Here is a 17094-nt window from a genome sequence, read left to right as displayed (position 1 = left end):
TATTATCTCTAGCAATTTTATAAGTTCTCTACAAAACCCAAATCTTGCCCATTTTATTTTATGAACTTGTTATAATTGCTTAATTGCCACTATTTTTCTCGTTTTTCTTTTATTAAAACGCAGTTTGGCGTTTTCTTTCCCCCTATTTATGCAGGTATCTGCCCGTGTCTAACCATGTTCCAACCGCTTCAAGCGCTGCCACCCAATCAAACCTTGCAGACAACGCTGCTGCTATTGACGACTCATCAAAGCAATCAGTTAATACTGAAATAGCGTCAGCAGCTGTGCCGCCTGAACCAAATATCGATGCATTATTGGATATTGCGGATGAAGTTGCCATCACGTGGGTGCGTGAGCAAGATGGTTTGGCTGAAGTCATCGATGCATTGGCGATTTGCGGACGAGTGGCATTAGATACCGAGTTTATCAAGCGCGATACTTATTACCCGCGATTGGCACTGGTACAGCTAAATACGGGCGATCACATCTATTTGCTAGATGCACCGCAGTTGCAACTGGGTGATTTTTGGCAAGCGCTCAGTGAAGTTGATGTGGCGATTTGGCATGCTTGTGGTGAAGATTTAGGGATTTTTTATCTATTGTCTGGTTGCCCGCCGTTGACCAATATTTTTGATACGCAAATTGCGTTGTCTTATTTGACGGGACAGTTGCAAATGGGCTATCAGCAGGCGCTTGATGATCAGTTAGATATGCATATCGATAAAGAACAAAGCCAATCAGATTGGCTACAGCGTCCGCTCTCAGATGAGCAAGAGCAATATGCGATTGATGATGTACGCTTCTTGCCAGCGCTTTACTTGAGCCTCGAATACGAGCTAAAAAAGCAAGGACTGTTTGAATATGTATGGGCGGATTGCCAGCTTTATGCCAGTGATTTGTACGATGCCCAGCACGTTGAAGATGAAGAGATGTACTTAACGATGGCTGATTATCGCTATAACTCGCAGCAAATGGCGATACTCAAAGGAGTGGCGACGTGGCGAGAAGAGCTAGCGCGTTCGACCAATCAGCCGCGTACTTTTGTGATTAAAAAACAAGCCGTACGTGAGATTATCACTGAAAAGCCAAGTAATATGCGAGAGCTTGCGCACAAAACCACGATGCACCGTAGCATGTTGCGACTGTATGGCGAAGAGTTGCTTAAGGTAATAAAAGAGGCAAAAAACCTGCATCCTGCTGAATATCCAGACTGTCTATTGCCGCCGTATCGCTCAAAAAATAAAGTGCTGTCAAAAGCCGTGCAACAAGCGATTGATGAGCAAGCAGAAGCTATTGGTGTACCTGCTAATGTATTGATGCGCAAAAAATGGCTAGGGCAGCTGTATGAAGTGATTGCGTTTGATAAAAACCTAAGCGAGTTACCAGAAGGCTTAAAAGGCTGGCGCAATGAGTGGGTGACGCAGACATTGATACCGGTGATTAACAAGCATAAAACCGAGTTGCAGCAGGGTATGGGTATCAATGTTTAAGTTTTTTATGCTCAAACTGTCCATGTTGTAAAAAACATATCACTTGTGTGGTGACACCTTTATCGACCAGCATCCCAGTATGCGAAACTGGTAAAACAATATGATCAGTGGCTGCCTCTATTTTAGTTTCTTCTATATATACTGTGCCATCGTGTAGCAGATGTTCTGCTGATGGCATATTGTCTGCTTTACGCAGTTTACGGTTATGATACTGTAAAAACAGCTGCCCCAATCCATACGGACGATTTCCCGCAATCACGCCCAAGGTAATATGTGCTGGTAATGGTGGGACTGTTCCATCTAAAGCATCGACATATGAGCGTCCTACTACAGCTGGGCTTAAGCGCCAGATATAATCTGCACAAACACTTCCTACATGCGGTGTCCCAAGCGTCACGCAGCGTCCAATCTGCCACTTGGGATATTCAGTAACGAAATCACGAATAATCAAACCACCCAAACTATGACCGACCAAATCTATCGGCTGATCAGGCTGATGATGCTTTTCTAGCCAAGTATTAAGGCCTGCGCTATTGGTCTTGATGCCATCACGCATACTGCGGTAGCTATATTGATGAGTGTCAAATCCTGCTGCTTGCAGGCGCTTTGCCAATGGTCGCATGATCCAAGCGGTTTGATGCAGACCATGAATCAGAATAACGCGGTTTTTTTGTTGCATAGTAAGATCCAAGTTATTGCTTCAAAAATTTACGGCTTCAAAGATTTAAGATAAATATTTTGTTATCGGTATAAGCCTTTATTTATCGCTTATCCATTAATAATGTTACCTGTTAATTTGATAGATAAAAAGTAAGCAAAATAAAAACCTCCAAATCAGCTACTGACTTGGAGGTTTGTTTTTCTATAAAAAGCTACTTATGATTTATCGAAGACTTCGATTACAGATAGTTTTCGATACTTGGGCACGAACACATCAGATTCTTATCACCATAAGCATCATCAATACGAGCAACGCTTGGCCAGAATTTATGAGCGCGTACATAAGGCAATGGGAATGCGGCAACATCACGGCTGTATGGATGCGTCCACTCGCTGCTGGTGATCATAGAAGCGGTGTGCGGTGCATTGACCAGTGGATTGTCTTCTAACGTCCAATTGTCTTCGCCTGCTTTGGCTTTCATCGCTTCAGCTTTGATAGATTTTAGTGCACTGATAAAACGATCTAACTCTTCTTTAGATTCAGACTCAGTTGGCTCAATCATCAACGTACCTGAAACTGGGAAGCTCATGGTTGGTGAATGGAAACCATAATCCATTAAGCGCTTGGCAATATCGCTTTCGCTGATACCAGTTTCATCCTTTAATGGACGAATATCGATGATACATTCGTGCGCGACGCGGCCGTTTTTACCAGCGTACAGAACAGGGTAGTGATCTTTTAGCTGAGCGGCGACGTAGTTGGCATTTAACAGCGCCAGTTCAGTGGCTTTAAGCAAACCATCACGGCCCATCATGGCAATATACATCCACGAGATTGGCAAGATGCTGGCTGAGCCATAAGGCGCTGCCGATACAGCTGAACAGTCTTTTTGCGCATTATGCACAGGGCTTAAGGTATGGTTGGCCATAAATGGTGCTAAATGTGCCTTCATACCGATAGGACCCATTCCAGGACCGCCGCCACCGTGTGGGATACAGAAGGTTTTGTGCAAGTTCATGTGTAATACATCTGCACCAACATCCGCAGGCTGCATCATGCCGACCTGCGCATTCATATTCGCGCCATCCATATAGACTTGGCCGCCATGCTTATGAATCAAATCACAAATATGACGGATGCCTTCTTCGAACACACCATGCGTCGACGGGTAGGTGATCATCAAGGCACCTAGGTGCTCGCTATGCTCTTCACATTTAGCGGTCAAATCTTCGATGTCGACGTTACCGTTTTCATCGGTTTTAACCACGACGACTTTCATACCCATCATCATGGCAGTCGCAGGATTGGTACCATGCGCTGACATTGGAATGAGACAAACATCACGATTGGTCTCGCCCAATGATTCATGATAGCGGCGAATCGCTAGCAGACCAGCATATTCACCTGACGCGCCAGAGTTTGGCTGCATCGATACATCGTCAAAACCAGTGATGGCTTTAAGTTGATCTTGCAGACTGTCAATCATCGCAATGTAGCCGGTGACTTGATCGCGCGGTGCAAAAGGATGCACATTAGCAAATTCAGGCCACGTAATCGGTAGCATTTCACTGGTTGCATTGAGTTTCATGGTACAGCTACCCAATGAAATCATACTGCGGTTCATCGCTAAATCTTTGTCTTCAAGCGACTTTAAATAGCGCAGCATCTCATGCTCGGTATGATGCGAGTTAAATACTGGATGGGTTAAGATGTCGTCGGTACGCAAATGCGCGCTATCAAGTGACAGGCTGGCAGTCTCAGGCAAGTCATGTGATTTACTAACGAAGAGCTGGGTCAACACCGTAAAGTCATGCTGGTCGCTGATTTCACTAAAAGCGACACCCAGTTTGTTATCATCTAGACGCCATAAGTTATAACCAACATTATCGGCATTTGCAAAAATTTGCGTCGCCAATTTTTCTGAACCGCAATCGACAACGACGGTATCAAAGAACTGATCATGTACTACGCTTAGACTGCTATCGTTGGCTTCTGTAATGACATTAGCAAACGCTGTGGCAAAAGCATGGATACGAGTGGCAATACGTTTTACGCCACCTGGACCATGATAAACCGCATACATACCAGCGAGGTTAGCCAGCAATACTTGTGAGGTACAGATGTTTGAGTTGGCTTTTTCGCGGCGGATATGCTGCTCGCGGGTTTGTAATGCCATACGTAGGGCGGTATTACCTTGCGAATCTTTTGAGACACCAATGATACGACCAGGTGCTGAGCGTTTGGCTTTATCAGAGAAAGCAAAGTAGGCGGCATGAGGACCACCAAAGCCCATTGGAATACCAAAGCGCTGGGTGCTACCCAAAGCGACGTCTGCGCCCATATCTGCTGGTGATTTTAATAGCACCAAGCTCATGATGTCGCTGACGACGCTCACGTACGTTTTATTTTTCTTAACCGCAGCGATAACGTCAGTTAAGTCTTTAACATCGCCTTCGACACCGACGTATTGGAATAGCGCACCAAAATAATCACCAGATTTGGCGGTTTCAAAATCACCAACGACGACTTCCCAACCAAAGTATTTTGCGCGAGTATTGATAACGTCTAACGTTTGTGGATAGACACGATCATCAACAAAAAACTGCGTTGATTTACTTTTGCTCACACGCTTAGACATCGCCATGGCTTCAGCGGCTGCCGTTGCTTCGTCAAGTAACGACGCGCCAGCCATTTCTAGACCCGTTAAATCGATACAAACTTGTTGGAAGTTAAGCAAAGCTTCTAGACGACCTTGGGCGATTTCAGCTTGGTAAGGCGTATAAGCCGTATACCAACCTGGATTTTCAAGGACATTACGCTGAATGACCGCAGGCATACGCACAGGCGAATAGCCTTGGCCGATGTAGCTTTTATTAACGGTGATATTATCTGCCATGGCGCGCAATTTAGCCAACGCTGCATGCTCACTCATTGCCAATGGCAAGTCTAAGTCTTTGTGCAAGCGTACGGGCTCAGGCACCGTATCATTGATAAAACTCGCCATGTCTTTATAACCAATTTTGCTGAGTAAATCAGCTTGTTTGGTCTCATTTGAGCCTAAATGACGATAGACAAATTCAGCTTCGTTGAATAAACCTTGAAAGGTATCAAACGTCGGGTTTTGAGAAATAGTCATGACAATCCTTGGTTAAGGGAGTAATAAAAGGGTTTATTTAAATAGAGTAATATGGCGATGCATTAAACGTAATGTACAAATTGCTTTTGATCAAAGCGGAACTGGCTGTTGTAAATGCCATTGTCGGCGCGTTCGCCAGCACCAATCATCATGATAATGTGCTGATCATTGCTTAAGCCTAACAAGCGCTTCATGGCAGGCTCGTCGAAGCCGCCCATCGGACAGCTATCAAAGCCGTGCGCGCGTAGTGCTAGCATAAGATTTTCGGCAGCAAGTGCGGTATTGTTGGTCGCCCAGTTTTTGGTGTCTTCAAAGGTATAGTAAGGCGATTTAATAGGCCCTTTTACCCGTCTGACGACTTGAGTTGCGCTCCATTTAGCCGCTGATACGACGTTTGCAGGTCCACGTAAAAAGTCCATGGCAACGACTTTGGTATAATAGTCTTTAACTTTCTTTGGTACTGGCGTCTCAGGATACTCACGTAAGATCTGCTGAGCGTGGTCGTGCCAAATGTCAGTACGGGCGACGACTGCGATCAAGCGCGCTGCTGTTTTTGCTGCGTTTTGATTCATGCAGTTTTTGACGGTACGTTTGCGTTTATCAGCATTGTCAATCACATAAAATTCCCACGGCTGTAGATTGCTTGAGTTCGGCGCTAGCATGGCCAAACGCAGACAATCCGCTAACACATCGTCAGGTATCGGCGTGTCAGTAAAACGACGGACTGAACGACGTGACTCGACCACCTCACGAAACGCTTGCAACTGCGGTGTGTGTTCGGGTGTGGCAATGTTGTCGTTGTTATCAGAGTTGGAAGTCATATTAGGATCCATGCTGGGGATTAAGTGATTAATTTGCTTATTACCGATGGCAGATTTTTTGTAGACCAAGTCAAATAGATAAGGCAAATACATTAACAAGCGTATGGGGTAATAACATTGAGTAACAATCTTTCATGGCAGTATGCGTATTTAGCACAGTTGCTGAATATTTTGAAATGATAAGTGCGTCTAAAATAAAGCGTACAGATACCAGTTAGTACCAGTATCTGTCATGTTTTTACGTCATATGACTATCGAATATAAATGACTATCGAATATAAGCTAAATATTGATTACAAAAGAAAGCTTGGACTATAGATCGTTTTCGTACTCATCAGCCGTCATTAGTGCTTCGTAGTCAGCGATGTTGTCAGGCTTCATTCTAAAGAACCAACCTTCGCCATATGGGTCAGAGTTGATGATTTCTGGATCTTCTTCTAGCGCTTCGTTAATCTCAACCACTTCACCTGAGATCGGGGCATAAACGTCAGAGGCGGCTTTTACCGACTCAACGACTGAGATTTCGTCATCAACGGCGATGATGTCACCCACGTCAGGAAGTTCAACAAACACCACGTCACCAAGCAAGTCTTGAGCATGGTCTGTGATACCGACAGTGATTGTACCGTCGTCTTCTAGACGTAGCCATTCGTGGCTGGCAATGTATTTTAGTTCTGCTGGGATATTACTCATGGTCTCTCTCCTAAGTGATAGAGGATGGTTAACAAAAAAAGTGAAAGCTAATAATAGAGTTTATAATGCCTATGAGTCAAACTGCTGCTTGCCATTACGGACAAACGGTAACTTGAGAACGCGTACATCAACGAACTTGCCTTTGCCGCGTAGATCGACCTGTACGTTATCATCGTCTGATACGCTGGCAGGAACACGGGCAATCGCAATCGAGTTTTTTAGACTAGGGGAGAATGTACCACTGGTGATAATGCCAGTCTGCTCATTGTCTGAGCCTTGATTGATGGTGACCGTCATGCCTTCACGTAACACACCGCGCGTCGTCAATAGGAGACCCACTTGCTTCATGGCTGTATTGTCGTCTTTTGACTGCTGGCGTTTGCTAACCAACGCTGCACGACCAACGAAGTCGCGCTCATCTTTTAGCGCGAGCGTCCAGCCCATATTACATTCGTAAGGGCTAATGGTTTCGTCCATATCGTGACCATAGAGGTTCATGCCCGCTTCCATACGCAAGGTATCACGAGCGCCAAGACCTGCTGGTTTTACACCATTGGCTTTTAATAGCTCAAAGAACGCTGGTGCATCATCGCCATTCATGATCACTTCGACACCGTCTTCACCAGTATAGCCAGTACGAGCGACGAACCAATCAGCGCCTTCGATATCAGTCAAGTCAGCACCGACGAAAGGTTTGAGTTCGGCTAAAGTATCTGCCCAGCTTGGTTTGGCTTGTGCCAGTTTTTCAATCGCATTAGGTCCTTGAACTGCCAACATAGCAAGCTCTGGACGCTCAGTGATGGTGATGTCAAAACCTTCTGCGACTTTATTGAACTGCGCCATATCTTTATCGCGAGTGGCGGCGTTTGAGACGATACGATATTCGGTTTCATCCGCATTCATTAGATAGACGATCAAATCATCGATAACGCTGCCTTGCTCGTTTAGCATGCCAGAATACAGTGCTTTACCAGCAGTCTTGAGTTTATTGACATCATTAGCGAGCAGTTTTTGTAGCCATGCCTTAGTGTCAGCGCCTTTGATATCTGCGACGACCATATGTGAGACATCAAACATACCAGCGTCAGTACGTACCGCTTCGTGCTCTTCGATTTGTGAACCATAGTGAATCGGCAATTCCCAACCAGAAAAATCCACTAACTTGCCTTCGCTATCAACGTGAGACTGGTAAAGGGGCGTGCGTTTAGGGGCTGAGGTATTGGTGTTTTGAGAGTCGGTCATAACAAATCCTTATGTGTACATTAGTCATACTCGGTAGAGTAATGAGCGATGCGCAGTATCATAGTAGCGAGAAGCAACGTTGCAGGGTGCAAGCATTGCAGCCAAGGGTAGCACAGAAAAAAAAGATAAAGCCGCCAGCCAAACAGACGCTGAACGTCAGTTTAAGCAAAAGCCCTATCTGTCCTGTAACCTGAGATTTTCAACACGAACCATCACTGTTAGTTTCTAAAGCATAAGCTTCAAAAAATCAAATGATGTCGCATTTTCTCCCCTTCGGTGGGTAAGACGTCGTCCGTCCTTACCGCTCTCCAGATTTGTTATGCCCTATGTTTGGATGTGCTACGCGATTGACGGCAGACAGCGAAACAGTCGTGACATGCGTTTTTCAGTCCTTTTACCTGAGCGATTGGCAGGGTGGATGCGCCTTCGGTGGTCGTGTAGCAATTATATACGTCGTATGACCAATGCGGTTTGATACGATATTTTTTATGTTATAACCATATATTATAGTATAACTATGCTCACAAACTCTCTCCTGAAAAACGCTTTTATTATGAAAGGTTCAGGGCGCTTTTACAAGTCATCAACGCCATTAAAATAGATAATTTCGGCAAAAGTGCCTGTTTGTGAGGATAATCAGGCATATCCGCGATAAACCGAGTACCTTTATTGCTGTTTTACCGTCTCAGTTTTAGAGCGGTTGCTTATATCAAAACGTAAAGCAACTACTGAAATTTGGCTAAATTATGCTAACCTACGCCTATAGTTTCTGACAGGTGGTTTTTATGCATTGTGATATTTATAAATTTTCTAAACATGACGGCATGTATGTCTATATTGCCCGCCCTGATTATCCTGATGACACTGACGAGATTAAGGACTGGCTGGGTGTGCTACCAAAAGACTTCCGCGCAAGCTTAGGTCGCAGTAAATTTGTGATGCATCTGGATTTGGCAACCACGCCAACGCTTGCACGTGTCGATAAAGAAGAGGTACTCGCAAAATTACAGTCGCAAGGGTATTTTGTACAAATGCCACCGCAAGACGTTATGCGCCGCCAAGCGGAATTACGTGCGCGCGAGGCACAAGACAACATTTACGATTGATACGTTTCTTTGAAAGGTTTTCTTGATAGCTATCTTTTTGATATGTTGAATAAAAGCCACTAAGAAAAAGTTTACGACACATTTGTGCTCATGCATTTTGATAGAAAGTCATGATAAACTAGCAGGCTATCAATGAGTGATGAATGGCAAGGTGAGTAGTTTTGTCTCCAAGGCTTCTTTCGATAATATATTCGATATTATGGTTCGTTGAAATAGCACACTGTCTATCATTAAGCGCAACAACGCGACGCACAATTATAAACGCAGGTAACTACACACGCATGGACTGGTTAAAAGGTATTATAAACAGCTTACCGCTGGAAGCCATTAGCGATATTCTCGGTGAGATTGCTATTTGGTGGGGACAGCTGGTAAAAGACGTGCCACCCGCAGACTTACCAATGTATGCGTATCTTGGTGGTGTCGTTATTGTGTTGGTATTGTGGTTGTTGGTCGCTCGTATGCTGCCGCGACCGTTGGGTGGTATGAGTTGGATGATGTTGTTTGCCGTGTTATTGGCACCTGGCACTGCCCTTAGCGACCCAAGTGTGATTGCACCGGCCAGTATTTCTGTGGTCTATGCGATTATGATGAAAGACACAGCTGGCGCGATTACCAACATGTTACCGATATTGGTTGTCTTGGTATCAGGCTTGTTTATTGGCTTTGTTTGGCAGCTTATTCGCGGTGCGTTTGAGTCAAGTCTAGACAAAGCGCGCAGTCGTACCGCAGAAGATACGCAAGCAACCATGCAGCTGACGACGGGCAGTTATTTGACAGAAAACGCGACTTTGATGGATCCGCCTACTGTCGCTGAGCAGTCTAATAAAACGCCTTTAGCGGCTAATCCTAAAGCAGATATTAGCTTAAAAAAAGACAGCAGCTTAGCTAAGCAACCCGATGCTGAAAAGCTTGATAAGCGGTAAAGTTATACCAGAAAAGTGACATCAGAAAACTGATATCAAAATTTTGCTAGAGGCGACCGGGTCTTTGCTTTAGGCTTATGATAAGTACAATCAAAGCCGCTATGAATAAAAGACACTGTTAATAGATAAAAGATATTATGAAAAGATGAAAAGATGAAAAGATATTATGAATAAAAAAAAGACACCATGCGTGTCTTTTTTTATGAAAAAACGTTTTATGACTGCGATGATAAATAGTCAAAAGGCGCTTCCTATATATATTGTTTATTAGCAATTGCGAACGCATGAGTATTTTGGCAATCAATCATGCTGTGCTAATCTAAATGATTATTTATTTGCCATCGATTGCTTTTAGGCTCTTGATAGCCTTAATCTATAACAATAACTGAGACTTGATTATGACCACGACTGATAAAACGAAGAAAAGCTTTACCGGTACGCAAAACTATATAGCCACTGACGATTTGCAGCTGGCGGTTAACGCAGCGATGACGTTACAAAAGCCGCTCCTGATTAAAGGTGAGCCGGGTACTGGTAAGACTCTACTGGCAGAAGAAGTGGCTGAGAGTTTGGGTATGCCGCTGATTACGTGGCATATCAAATCAACCACCAAGGCTGAGCAAGGTCTGTACGAGTACGATGCAGTCTCGCGCTTACGTGATTCGCAGTTGGGTGACGACAAGGTGTATGAGATTGGCAACTACATCAAGCCCGGTAAGCTATGGGAGGCCTTTACCAGTAAAGAGCGTAGTGTGCTATTGATTGATGAAATTGATAAAGCCGATATCGAGTTCCCAAATGACTTGCTACATGAGCTGGACAAAATGTCTTTTTATGTCTATGAGACAGGCGAGACCATTACCGCGGCACAGCGTCCAGTGGTTATCATCACCTCGAACAATGAAAAAGAGCTGCCCGATGCCTTTTTGCGTCGTTGTTTCTTCCATTATATTGACTTCCCAGAAGAAGAGACCATGCGTCAAATCATTGACGTGCATTTCCCTGATATCCAAGAAAAGCTGGTCAATGATGCGCTCGATATTTTTTATAAGCTGCGTAATGTTCAAGGGCTTAAAAAGCCGCCATCAACGTCTGAGTTGGTTGATTGGTTAACTTTGCTACTGGCTGATGATATGGCACAAGCAGAGTTGGAAGAAAACTTACGCGGTGAAAAATCTATTCCGCCGTTATATGGTGCGCTGCTCAAAAATGAAGCCGATGTGAGCTTGTTGCAACGCTTTGCTAACATGATGCGTCGTTAAGCAACAGACCACTTGTCATGATTAAAGCTCATGATTGAAGTTAATAAAACGGCTTCATTCGTCACCATATCAGCCAATAAGCGATGCGACTCTTATGTTTATCAAATTGTTCTATACCTTACGTACTTACGGTGTGCCAGTCAGTACGCGCGAGCTGCTTGATCTAAATGCTGCGCTAGATAAAGGGCTGATGATGCACCCGCATCCTGAAGATTCGGCATTGACTACCTTTGCCAGTCGCGAAGATATGTATCGGTTGATTCGATTGTGCATGGTCAAAGACGAGCGCCATTTTGATAAGTTTGATCGAGCAATGGCAGATTATTTCGAGGGTGTCGACAGTCTGGATATGGATGGGCTATTGTCTAAGCTCACAGACGTGCCCAAAGAGTGGCTCGATTTAAAGCTCGATCCAAAAAATCTGACCGAAGAGCAGCGCCGATTGCTGAAAAAATATGGCTCGTTAGAGGAGCTGATGAAAGCCTTGGAAGAGCGTCTCAAAGAGCAAAAAGAGCGTCATCAGGGTGGCAGTAAATGGGTTGGCACTGGCGGTACGTCACCATTTGGTGCCTATGGTGACCATCCAGAAGGGGTGCGTGTCGGCGGTGAGTCACGTAAGCGTAGCGCGGCTAAAGTCTGGGAGCAGCGTAAATATCGTAATCTCGATGACGACAGTCAGCTTGGCACCCGTCAAATTCAGATGGCACTACGAAACTTGCGCCAGTTTGCTCGTACTGGTAGCGCGGATGAGCTAGACATTCATGAGACTATCAAACGCACCTCCAAAAAAGGCGTGCTCGATATCCATATGCAAGCGGAGCGTCGCAATCGCGTCAAAGTATTGATGCTGTTTGATGTTGGCGGCAGTATGGATATTCATGTCGAAGCTCTGGAAAAGCTGTTTTCGGCGGCTAGAAATGAATTTAAAACCTTAGAGTTTTTTTACTTTCATAACTGTCTGTATGACTATGTCTGGAAGGATAATGATCGTCGCCACAGTGCGCCGATGCCAACGTATGAGCTGCTCAATAAATACGGTCGCGAGTATCGCGTTATCTTCGTCGGTGATGCTTCAATGTCGCCATATGAGCTGATGACAGTAGGCGGTAGCGTAGAGTATATGAATAATGAGGCGGGTATTGTTTGGCTAAAGCGGGTACTTGATCATTTTGATAAAGTAGCTTGGCTAAATCCTGAAGCGCCTTCTTATTGGCAATATACCCAAACCATCGTTGAGATCAAAAAATTAGTGGATCATAAGATGTATCCGATGACGTTACATGGCGTAGAAGAGATGACCAATTATCTGGCGCGGTAATTTTGGCGTTTGCACCAACTTGTAAAACCTGTTAATTCCCATATTTTTTTGATAAAAGCAGCCGTTATGACAACATAACGGCTGCTTTTTTGTCAAAGTAAATAGACTTTGTAGCAACATAGCGTTGGTATGCTAAGTAAAGTATGATAACATTCATTTTAAATGAATGTTATAGAGTTATTCTGATTGGCTAAGCTGAAAAGCTTGATGACGACTGTAAAAAGCTCCAATCATCATGGTCAGTTTGAGTGTTTTATTTTTCACATCTCCGTTTATCAATGTAGTTAATGACTAAGAGAAACAACATGGCCTCACCAAAAACGTTAGAAATCGTCACCGCAACTGTTCCCGTCCTTGAAGAGCATGGAACGGCAATCACCACGGTATTTTATAAAAACATGTTTGAAGAGCATCCCGAGCTGTTGGACATATTTAACGAAACCAATCAAAAATTGGGCCGTCAACAGACGGCTCTGGCGACGACAGTGTTAGCCGCTGCTAAGCACTTGGATAAATTGGCAACGTTATTGCCACAGGTTACCCAAATCAGTCACAAGCATCGCGCGTTACAAATTTTGCCCGAGCATTATCCCATCGTTGGTAAGCACTTAATCGGTGCAATCAAGGAAGTATTGGGAGAGGCTGCCAATGACGATATCATTGATGCTTGGACGGAAGCTTATGATGAGATTGCCTCAGTATTTATTCAGATTGAACATGGCATGTATGAAGAGGCGATGTGGCAGGATTTTGCGCCTTTTACAGTGACTAAAAAGATAGCAGCTGCTACGGATATTGCTGCTTTTACAGTTGTGCCAGTCAATGATAACGCCGACAGCAATCAAGATATTGACCTGAGCAAATTGACTTTAACCGCGGGTCAGTACATCACGGTGAAAACAGACCCAAAAGACAGTGACCATGTTGCCCTGCGTCATTACTCTTTGTATTCCGCTAGTACCGATGCAGGTATTCAGTTTGCGGTCAGACGCGACAATCGCAATGAGCATCATGGTTTGGTCTCTAACTATATGCACGACCAATTAGAAGTGGGTGACACGGTTTTATTATCGGCACCAGCAGGTGACTTTGCACTCAAGCAAGATTTGGTACAGCAAAATGAGATTCCGCTGGTATTGATGAGTGCTGGTGTTGGCGTGACCCCTGTGCTATCTATGTTAGAGGCACAAGTATTAGCCAATCCAAAACGTCCTATCATCTGGGTTTATGCTTGCCAAAATGAAGCGCATCATGCTTTTAATACCGAAGTAAACAAGCTATTAGAAAAGGCTGAGACTGTAGAAAAACATGTCTTCTATTTTGAGTCGGGACAACTATTAGATGAGGCATGGCTTGCTATATTGCCTGAGCCTGCTGATATTTATGTCTGTGGCTCAATGCCATTTATGGAAAGTATGATCGATGGGCTAGTGACGTTAGATCACGGTGTCGATAGTGTCCATTACGAACCGTTTGGTCCCAAGATGAGTCTGGGCGGTTAATCTTTAGCTGTTGTTAGTCGTTAACTGTTGCTAGTAATAAAAAAAGCACTTGGATGACAAAGTCGTCTCAAGTGCTTTTTATGCGACATACTATAGTCGATACTAAATAAAATGCATACAGCACACCATGCTGTATCTCTTTTATATTGACATAACTATATGAGGGCAGGCAGTTGATTAGGTATTAACTTTGAAATATAAAGGCAAATTAATCTTTACTTTCAACCAACGCTATCATTACACCCATCTCTTTTTTATCGTGCTTATCAATGCTGGGCGCATATAACGCTGACGCAATCCCACCATCTAAAAAGAGCGCGTTTGGACAGCTTAAGTCATCCTTAAACAACGATGCAAATTGATAAAACGTCACCGGCTCATCACTATTGACGAATTTTATGTGGCCGTCGTCACAAACCCCTGCGCCATTACGAATCTTGAGTGAGGTGCTATCAGGATTAAATTGCGGGTGTATCTCGTTATTGATAACCAGCATAGGACCTGATTGAGTGGCATACCTAGGCTCTGCCTCATCATTTTTAAGCTGCTCATTTAAAGCATTGCTTTCAGTGATTTGTACTTTACCAGCTTTATCCCACCACAGCACACCATTGGGCAGTAAATGAAAATTGCCGCCACCTTCTTTGGTGTTTAACGCGCGAATCTCTTTACCGTCGATGACAGTATAGCCAATCGGTGCATAATTTTCGTTATACATGCCCGCATTCATGGCAAAGGTAAGTGTTTGGTTGGCTGGCAAAGTCGCTAATAAATTGTCAAAGGTTAGTAGCGGCTGACTGCTATCGGAGGGCTGCCAAAACAGCTGTAGAGAAGAGTGTTCGCTATTTAACGCATCAGCATCAACACGACAGACGTTGTAAGTAAACGGTGAGTTTTGCGTCTGGCATGACCAAATTCCTGTATTACTTTCAGAATCTTGTTTGGTGATGGGCTGGCAAGCACTGACGCTTAACGTAATAAGCGCTGCTGTCATTAGAGTGTGTGGTAAGGTGAAAACGGAACTTGGCATCAATCATCTGTCTTTTTGGTAGAGAGTAAAATATAAACGCTCACGGATAGTGAAATACTCATCACTATTTTTCAATACTATTTTCAGTCATTGCTAGGTGGAAATTCACGAAAAGTATTGTTGACGTTGCCGATTAACTGCCCACCGCCACTGATACTCGCAAAGTTCCCAAGACTCTGTTCCGCTGATGTGGTGGTTTCTCTACCCTTATCTCGTGAGTCTTTATTATAAGCAATGAGGGCATCATCATTGGCTAAAAAGCTATCAGGGTTCGCCATTACCCACATCTGATTGAACACGTCCGCGCGGGCGCTACTATTGAGCAGAGCACCTCTATCAGTAAAATAAAAGAATTTCGATAATAGCTTTATCTGCCCGTCATCGAGGCGTCGAGCGATATGATAAGGTTGTAATTGGCTTGGGTGTTGCAAGCCAACTGCACCCACGATACTGGCAAGCGATTTTAGGGTGTTTTTATGGAAGCTTGCAACACGCTCAGCTTTGCTCGGTACATCCAACGCCTTTTGACGATATGGGTCTTGGGTGGCAACGCCAGTCGGGCAAGTGTTGGTATGACACGAGCGTGATTGAATACAGCCAACGGCAAACATAAAGCCGCGCGCTGAATTACACCAGTCTGCGCCCAACGCAATCATACGGGCAATATCGAAGCCAGAGACGATTTTACCGCTCACGCCAAGTTTGATTTTATCGCGAATGCCTGCACCGACCAAAGTATTGTGTACCAATAAAAACCCTTCGACCATTGGCATACCAACATTGTCCATAAACTCGACAGGGGCGGCACCCGTACCACCTTCTGCGCCATCGATAACGATAAAATCAGGATAATTGTCCGTCTCTATCATGGCTTTGACGATGGCCATAAACTGCCAAGGTTGGCCAATACATAGCTTAAAGCCAACCGGCTTGCCACTAGACAATTCACGCAGCTGCTGCCAAAAGGCGACTAATTCACGCGGTGTGCTAAATGCCGTATGCGAAGAGGGTGAAACGCAGTCTTGCCCCATCGGCACTTGACGGGTATCAGCGATTTCTTGAGTGATTTTGCTGGATGGTAAGACGCCACCTTTACCAGGCTTTGCGCCTTGAGATAGCTTAATCTCAATCATTTTCACTTGTGGATCGACGGCTTTTTCGGCAAAGGATTGCGGACTAAAATCACCGTTTTCATCGCGGCAACCAAAGTAACCCGTACCTAGCTCCCAAATCAAATCGCCACCAAACTTGCGATGATAAGGACTGATGGCACCTTCACCCGTGTCATGGGTAAAACCGCCTATCTTTGCGCCTTGATTAAGCGCCATGATAGCGTTTGCTGACAGACTACCGAAACTCATCGCCGAGATATTAAATACCGACATATCATGCGGCTGCTGACAACGCTCACCGCCTACCATAATGCGAAAGTCTTGGTTTTCTAAAGGCTGGCTAATGGCGGATTGCAAAAACCATTCTTTACCATGGGTGTAGAGATTGTCTAGTGTGCCAAAAGCATTGGTATCACTAACGTTCTTGGCACGTTGATAAACCAAGGCACGCTGCTGGCGTGAAAACGGTACTTGCTCTTTATCGTTTTCTAACAAATACTGACGAATCGCAGGACGGAAGTCTTCAAGTACGTAGCGGATATGCCCAGCCACTGGATAGTTTCTCAAGATGGCATGCTTTGACTGTATAACGTCATAAATCCCCAAACATACCCCAAACCCGCCAAGAATAATCAGCCACCAATTCATCAATAATAGCCCTGCTAAAAACAGCAAGGCAGCAGCGGCAAAAGTGCTGTAACGTAACAGCACACCGACTAAATAAGGCGAGTTGGTTTTGGGTTCAGGGTTTAGATTGGTACGAGATTGGGGCATAGCGAGGCTCAATAGTAATGG

At 44.5% G+C, this 17094-nt stretch carries 13 protein-coding genes and 2 riboswitches; of the genes, 6 read left to right on the top strand and 7 right to left on the bottom strand.

Annotated features, from left to right (window positions below; genetic code table 11):
* Positions 1-164: 164 nt before the first annotated feature.
* A complete protein-coding gene (locus ACTQ9T_RS09430) occupies positions 165-1490 on the top strand; it encodes a ribonuclease D (RefSeq protein WP_440464898.1) in 1326 nt (441 codons plus the stop codon).
* Here the strand turns inward: ACTQ9T_RS09430 and ACTQ9T_RS09425 are convergent.
* The 5 genes from ACTQ9T_RS09425 to gcvT all read right to left on the bottom strand — a co-directional run bounded on the left by ACTQ9T_RS09425 (position 1480) and on the right by gcvT (position 8043).
* Entirely contained in the window at positions 1480-2169 is a 690-nt protein-coding gene (locus ACTQ9T_RS09425; RefSeq protein ID WP_440464897.1) for an esterase/lipase family protein, read from the bottom strand. The genes ACTQ9T_RS09430 and ACTQ9T_RS09425 overlap by 11 nt on opposite strands.
* A gap of 220 nt (positions 2170-2389) precedes the next feature.
* Entirely contained in the window at positions 2390-5287 is a 2898-nt protein-coding gene (gene gcvP / locus ACTQ9T_RS09420; RefSeq protein WP_440464896.1) for an aminomethyl-transferring glycine dehydrogenase, read from the bottom strand.
* A 62-nt stretch (positions 5288-5349) separates the two neighbouring features.
* Positions 5350-6108, bottom strand: a complete 759-nt coding sequence (locus tag ACTQ9T_RS09415; protein WP_189584601.1) for a nitroreductase family protein — start codon at positions 6106-6108, stop codon at positions 5350-5352.
* A gap of 312 nt (positions 6109-6420) precedes the next feature.
* Positions 6421-6801, bottom strand: a complete 381-nt coding sequence (gcvH, locus tag ACTQ9T_RS09410) for a glycine cleavage system protein GcvH (RefSeq protein WP_010199661.1) — start codon at positions 6799-6801, stop codon at positions 6421-6423.
* A gap of 69 nt (positions 6802-6870) precedes the next feature.
* Positions 6871-8043: a glycine cleavage system aminomethyltransferase GcvT gene (gcvT, locus tag ACTQ9T_RS09405; RefSeq protein WP_440464895.1), complete on the bottom strand. Its 1173-nt coding sequence runs from the start codon at positions 8041-8043 to the stop codon at positions 6871-6873.
* A 168-nt stretch (positions 8044-8211) separates the two neighbouring features.
* Positions 8212-8365: riboswitch (glycine riboswitch) on the bottom strand.
* Positions 8366-8419: 54 nt separating this feature from the next.
* Positions 8420-8591, bottom strand: a riboswitch (glycine riboswitch).
* A 237-nt stretch (positions 8592-8828) separates the two neighbouring features.
* On the opposite strand from gcvT, the gene ACTQ9T_RS09400 reads away from it, so the two are divergent.
* The 5 genes from ACTQ9T_RS09400 to ACTQ9T_RS09380 all read left to right on the top strand — a co-directional run bounded on the left by ACTQ9T_RS09400 (position 8829) and on the right by ACTQ9T_RS09380 (position 14157).
* On the top strand, positions 8829-9149 hold the full coding sequence (locus ACTQ9T_RS09400) for a YcgL domain-containing protein (protein ID WP_010199666.1): 321 nt from the start codon (positions 8829-8831) through the stop codon (positions 9147-9149).
* A 281-nt stretch (positions 9150-9430) separates the two neighbouring features.
* Complete coding sequence (locus tag ACTQ9T_RS09395) at positions 9431-10075, top strand: hypothetical protein (protein ID WP_440464894.1); 645 nt, start codon at positions 9431-9433, stop codon at positions 10073-10075.
* Positions 10076-10473: 398 nt separating this feature from the next.
* Positions 10474-11337 (top strand): AAA family ATPase, encoded by an 864-nt coding sequence (locus tag ACTQ9T_RS09390; protein ID WP_087813734.1) that lies wholly within the window; start codon positions 10474-10476, stop codon positions 11335-11337.
* A gap of 94 nt (positions 11338-11431) precedes the next feature.
* Positions 11432-12655: a vWA domain-containing protein gene (locus ACTQ9T_RS09385; protein ID WP_440464893.1), complete on the top strand. Its 1224-nt coding sequence runs from the start codon at positions 11432-11434 to the stop codon at positions 12653-12655.
* A 305-nt stretch (positions 12656-12960) separates the two neighbouring features.
* Complete coding sequence (locus ACTQ9T_RS09380) at positions 12961-14157, top strand: globin domain-containing protein (protein ID WP_440464892.1); 1197 nt, start codon at positions 12961-12963, stop codon at positions 14155-14157.
* A gap of 208 nt (positions 14158-14365) precedes the next feature.
* Here the strand turns inward: ACTQ9T_RS09380 and ACTQ9T_RS09375 are convergent, their stop codons facing one another.
* Both ACTQ9T_RS09375 and ACTQ9T_RS09370 read right to left on the bottom strand, forming a co-directional pair.
* On the bottom strand, positions 14366-15187 hold the full coding sequence (locus ACTQ9T_RS09375; RefSeq protein ID WP_440464891.1) for a phosphodiester glycosidase family protein: 822 nt from the start codon (positions 15185-15187) through the stop codon (positions 14366-14368).
* Between the two features lie 83 nt (positions 15188-15270).
* Positions 15271-17073: an FMN-binding glutamate synthase family protein gene (locus ACTQ9T_RS09370; RefSeq protein ID WP_440464890.1), complete on the bottom strand. Its 1803-nt coding sequence runs from the start codon at positions 17071-17073 to the stop codon at positions 15271-15273.
* Positions 17074-17094 lie beyond the last annotated feature (21 nt).

Origin of the sequence: Psychrobacter sp. ASPA161_6 (assembly GCF_051970285.1) — a bacterium.
GTDB lineage: Bacteria > Pseudomonadota > Gammaproteobacteria > Pseudomonadales > Moraxellaceae > Psychrobacter > Psychrobacter glaciei.
The sequence above is the reverse complement of the archived record's forward strand: the minus strand, read 5'-3'. Positions and strand labels throughout refer to the sequence as shown.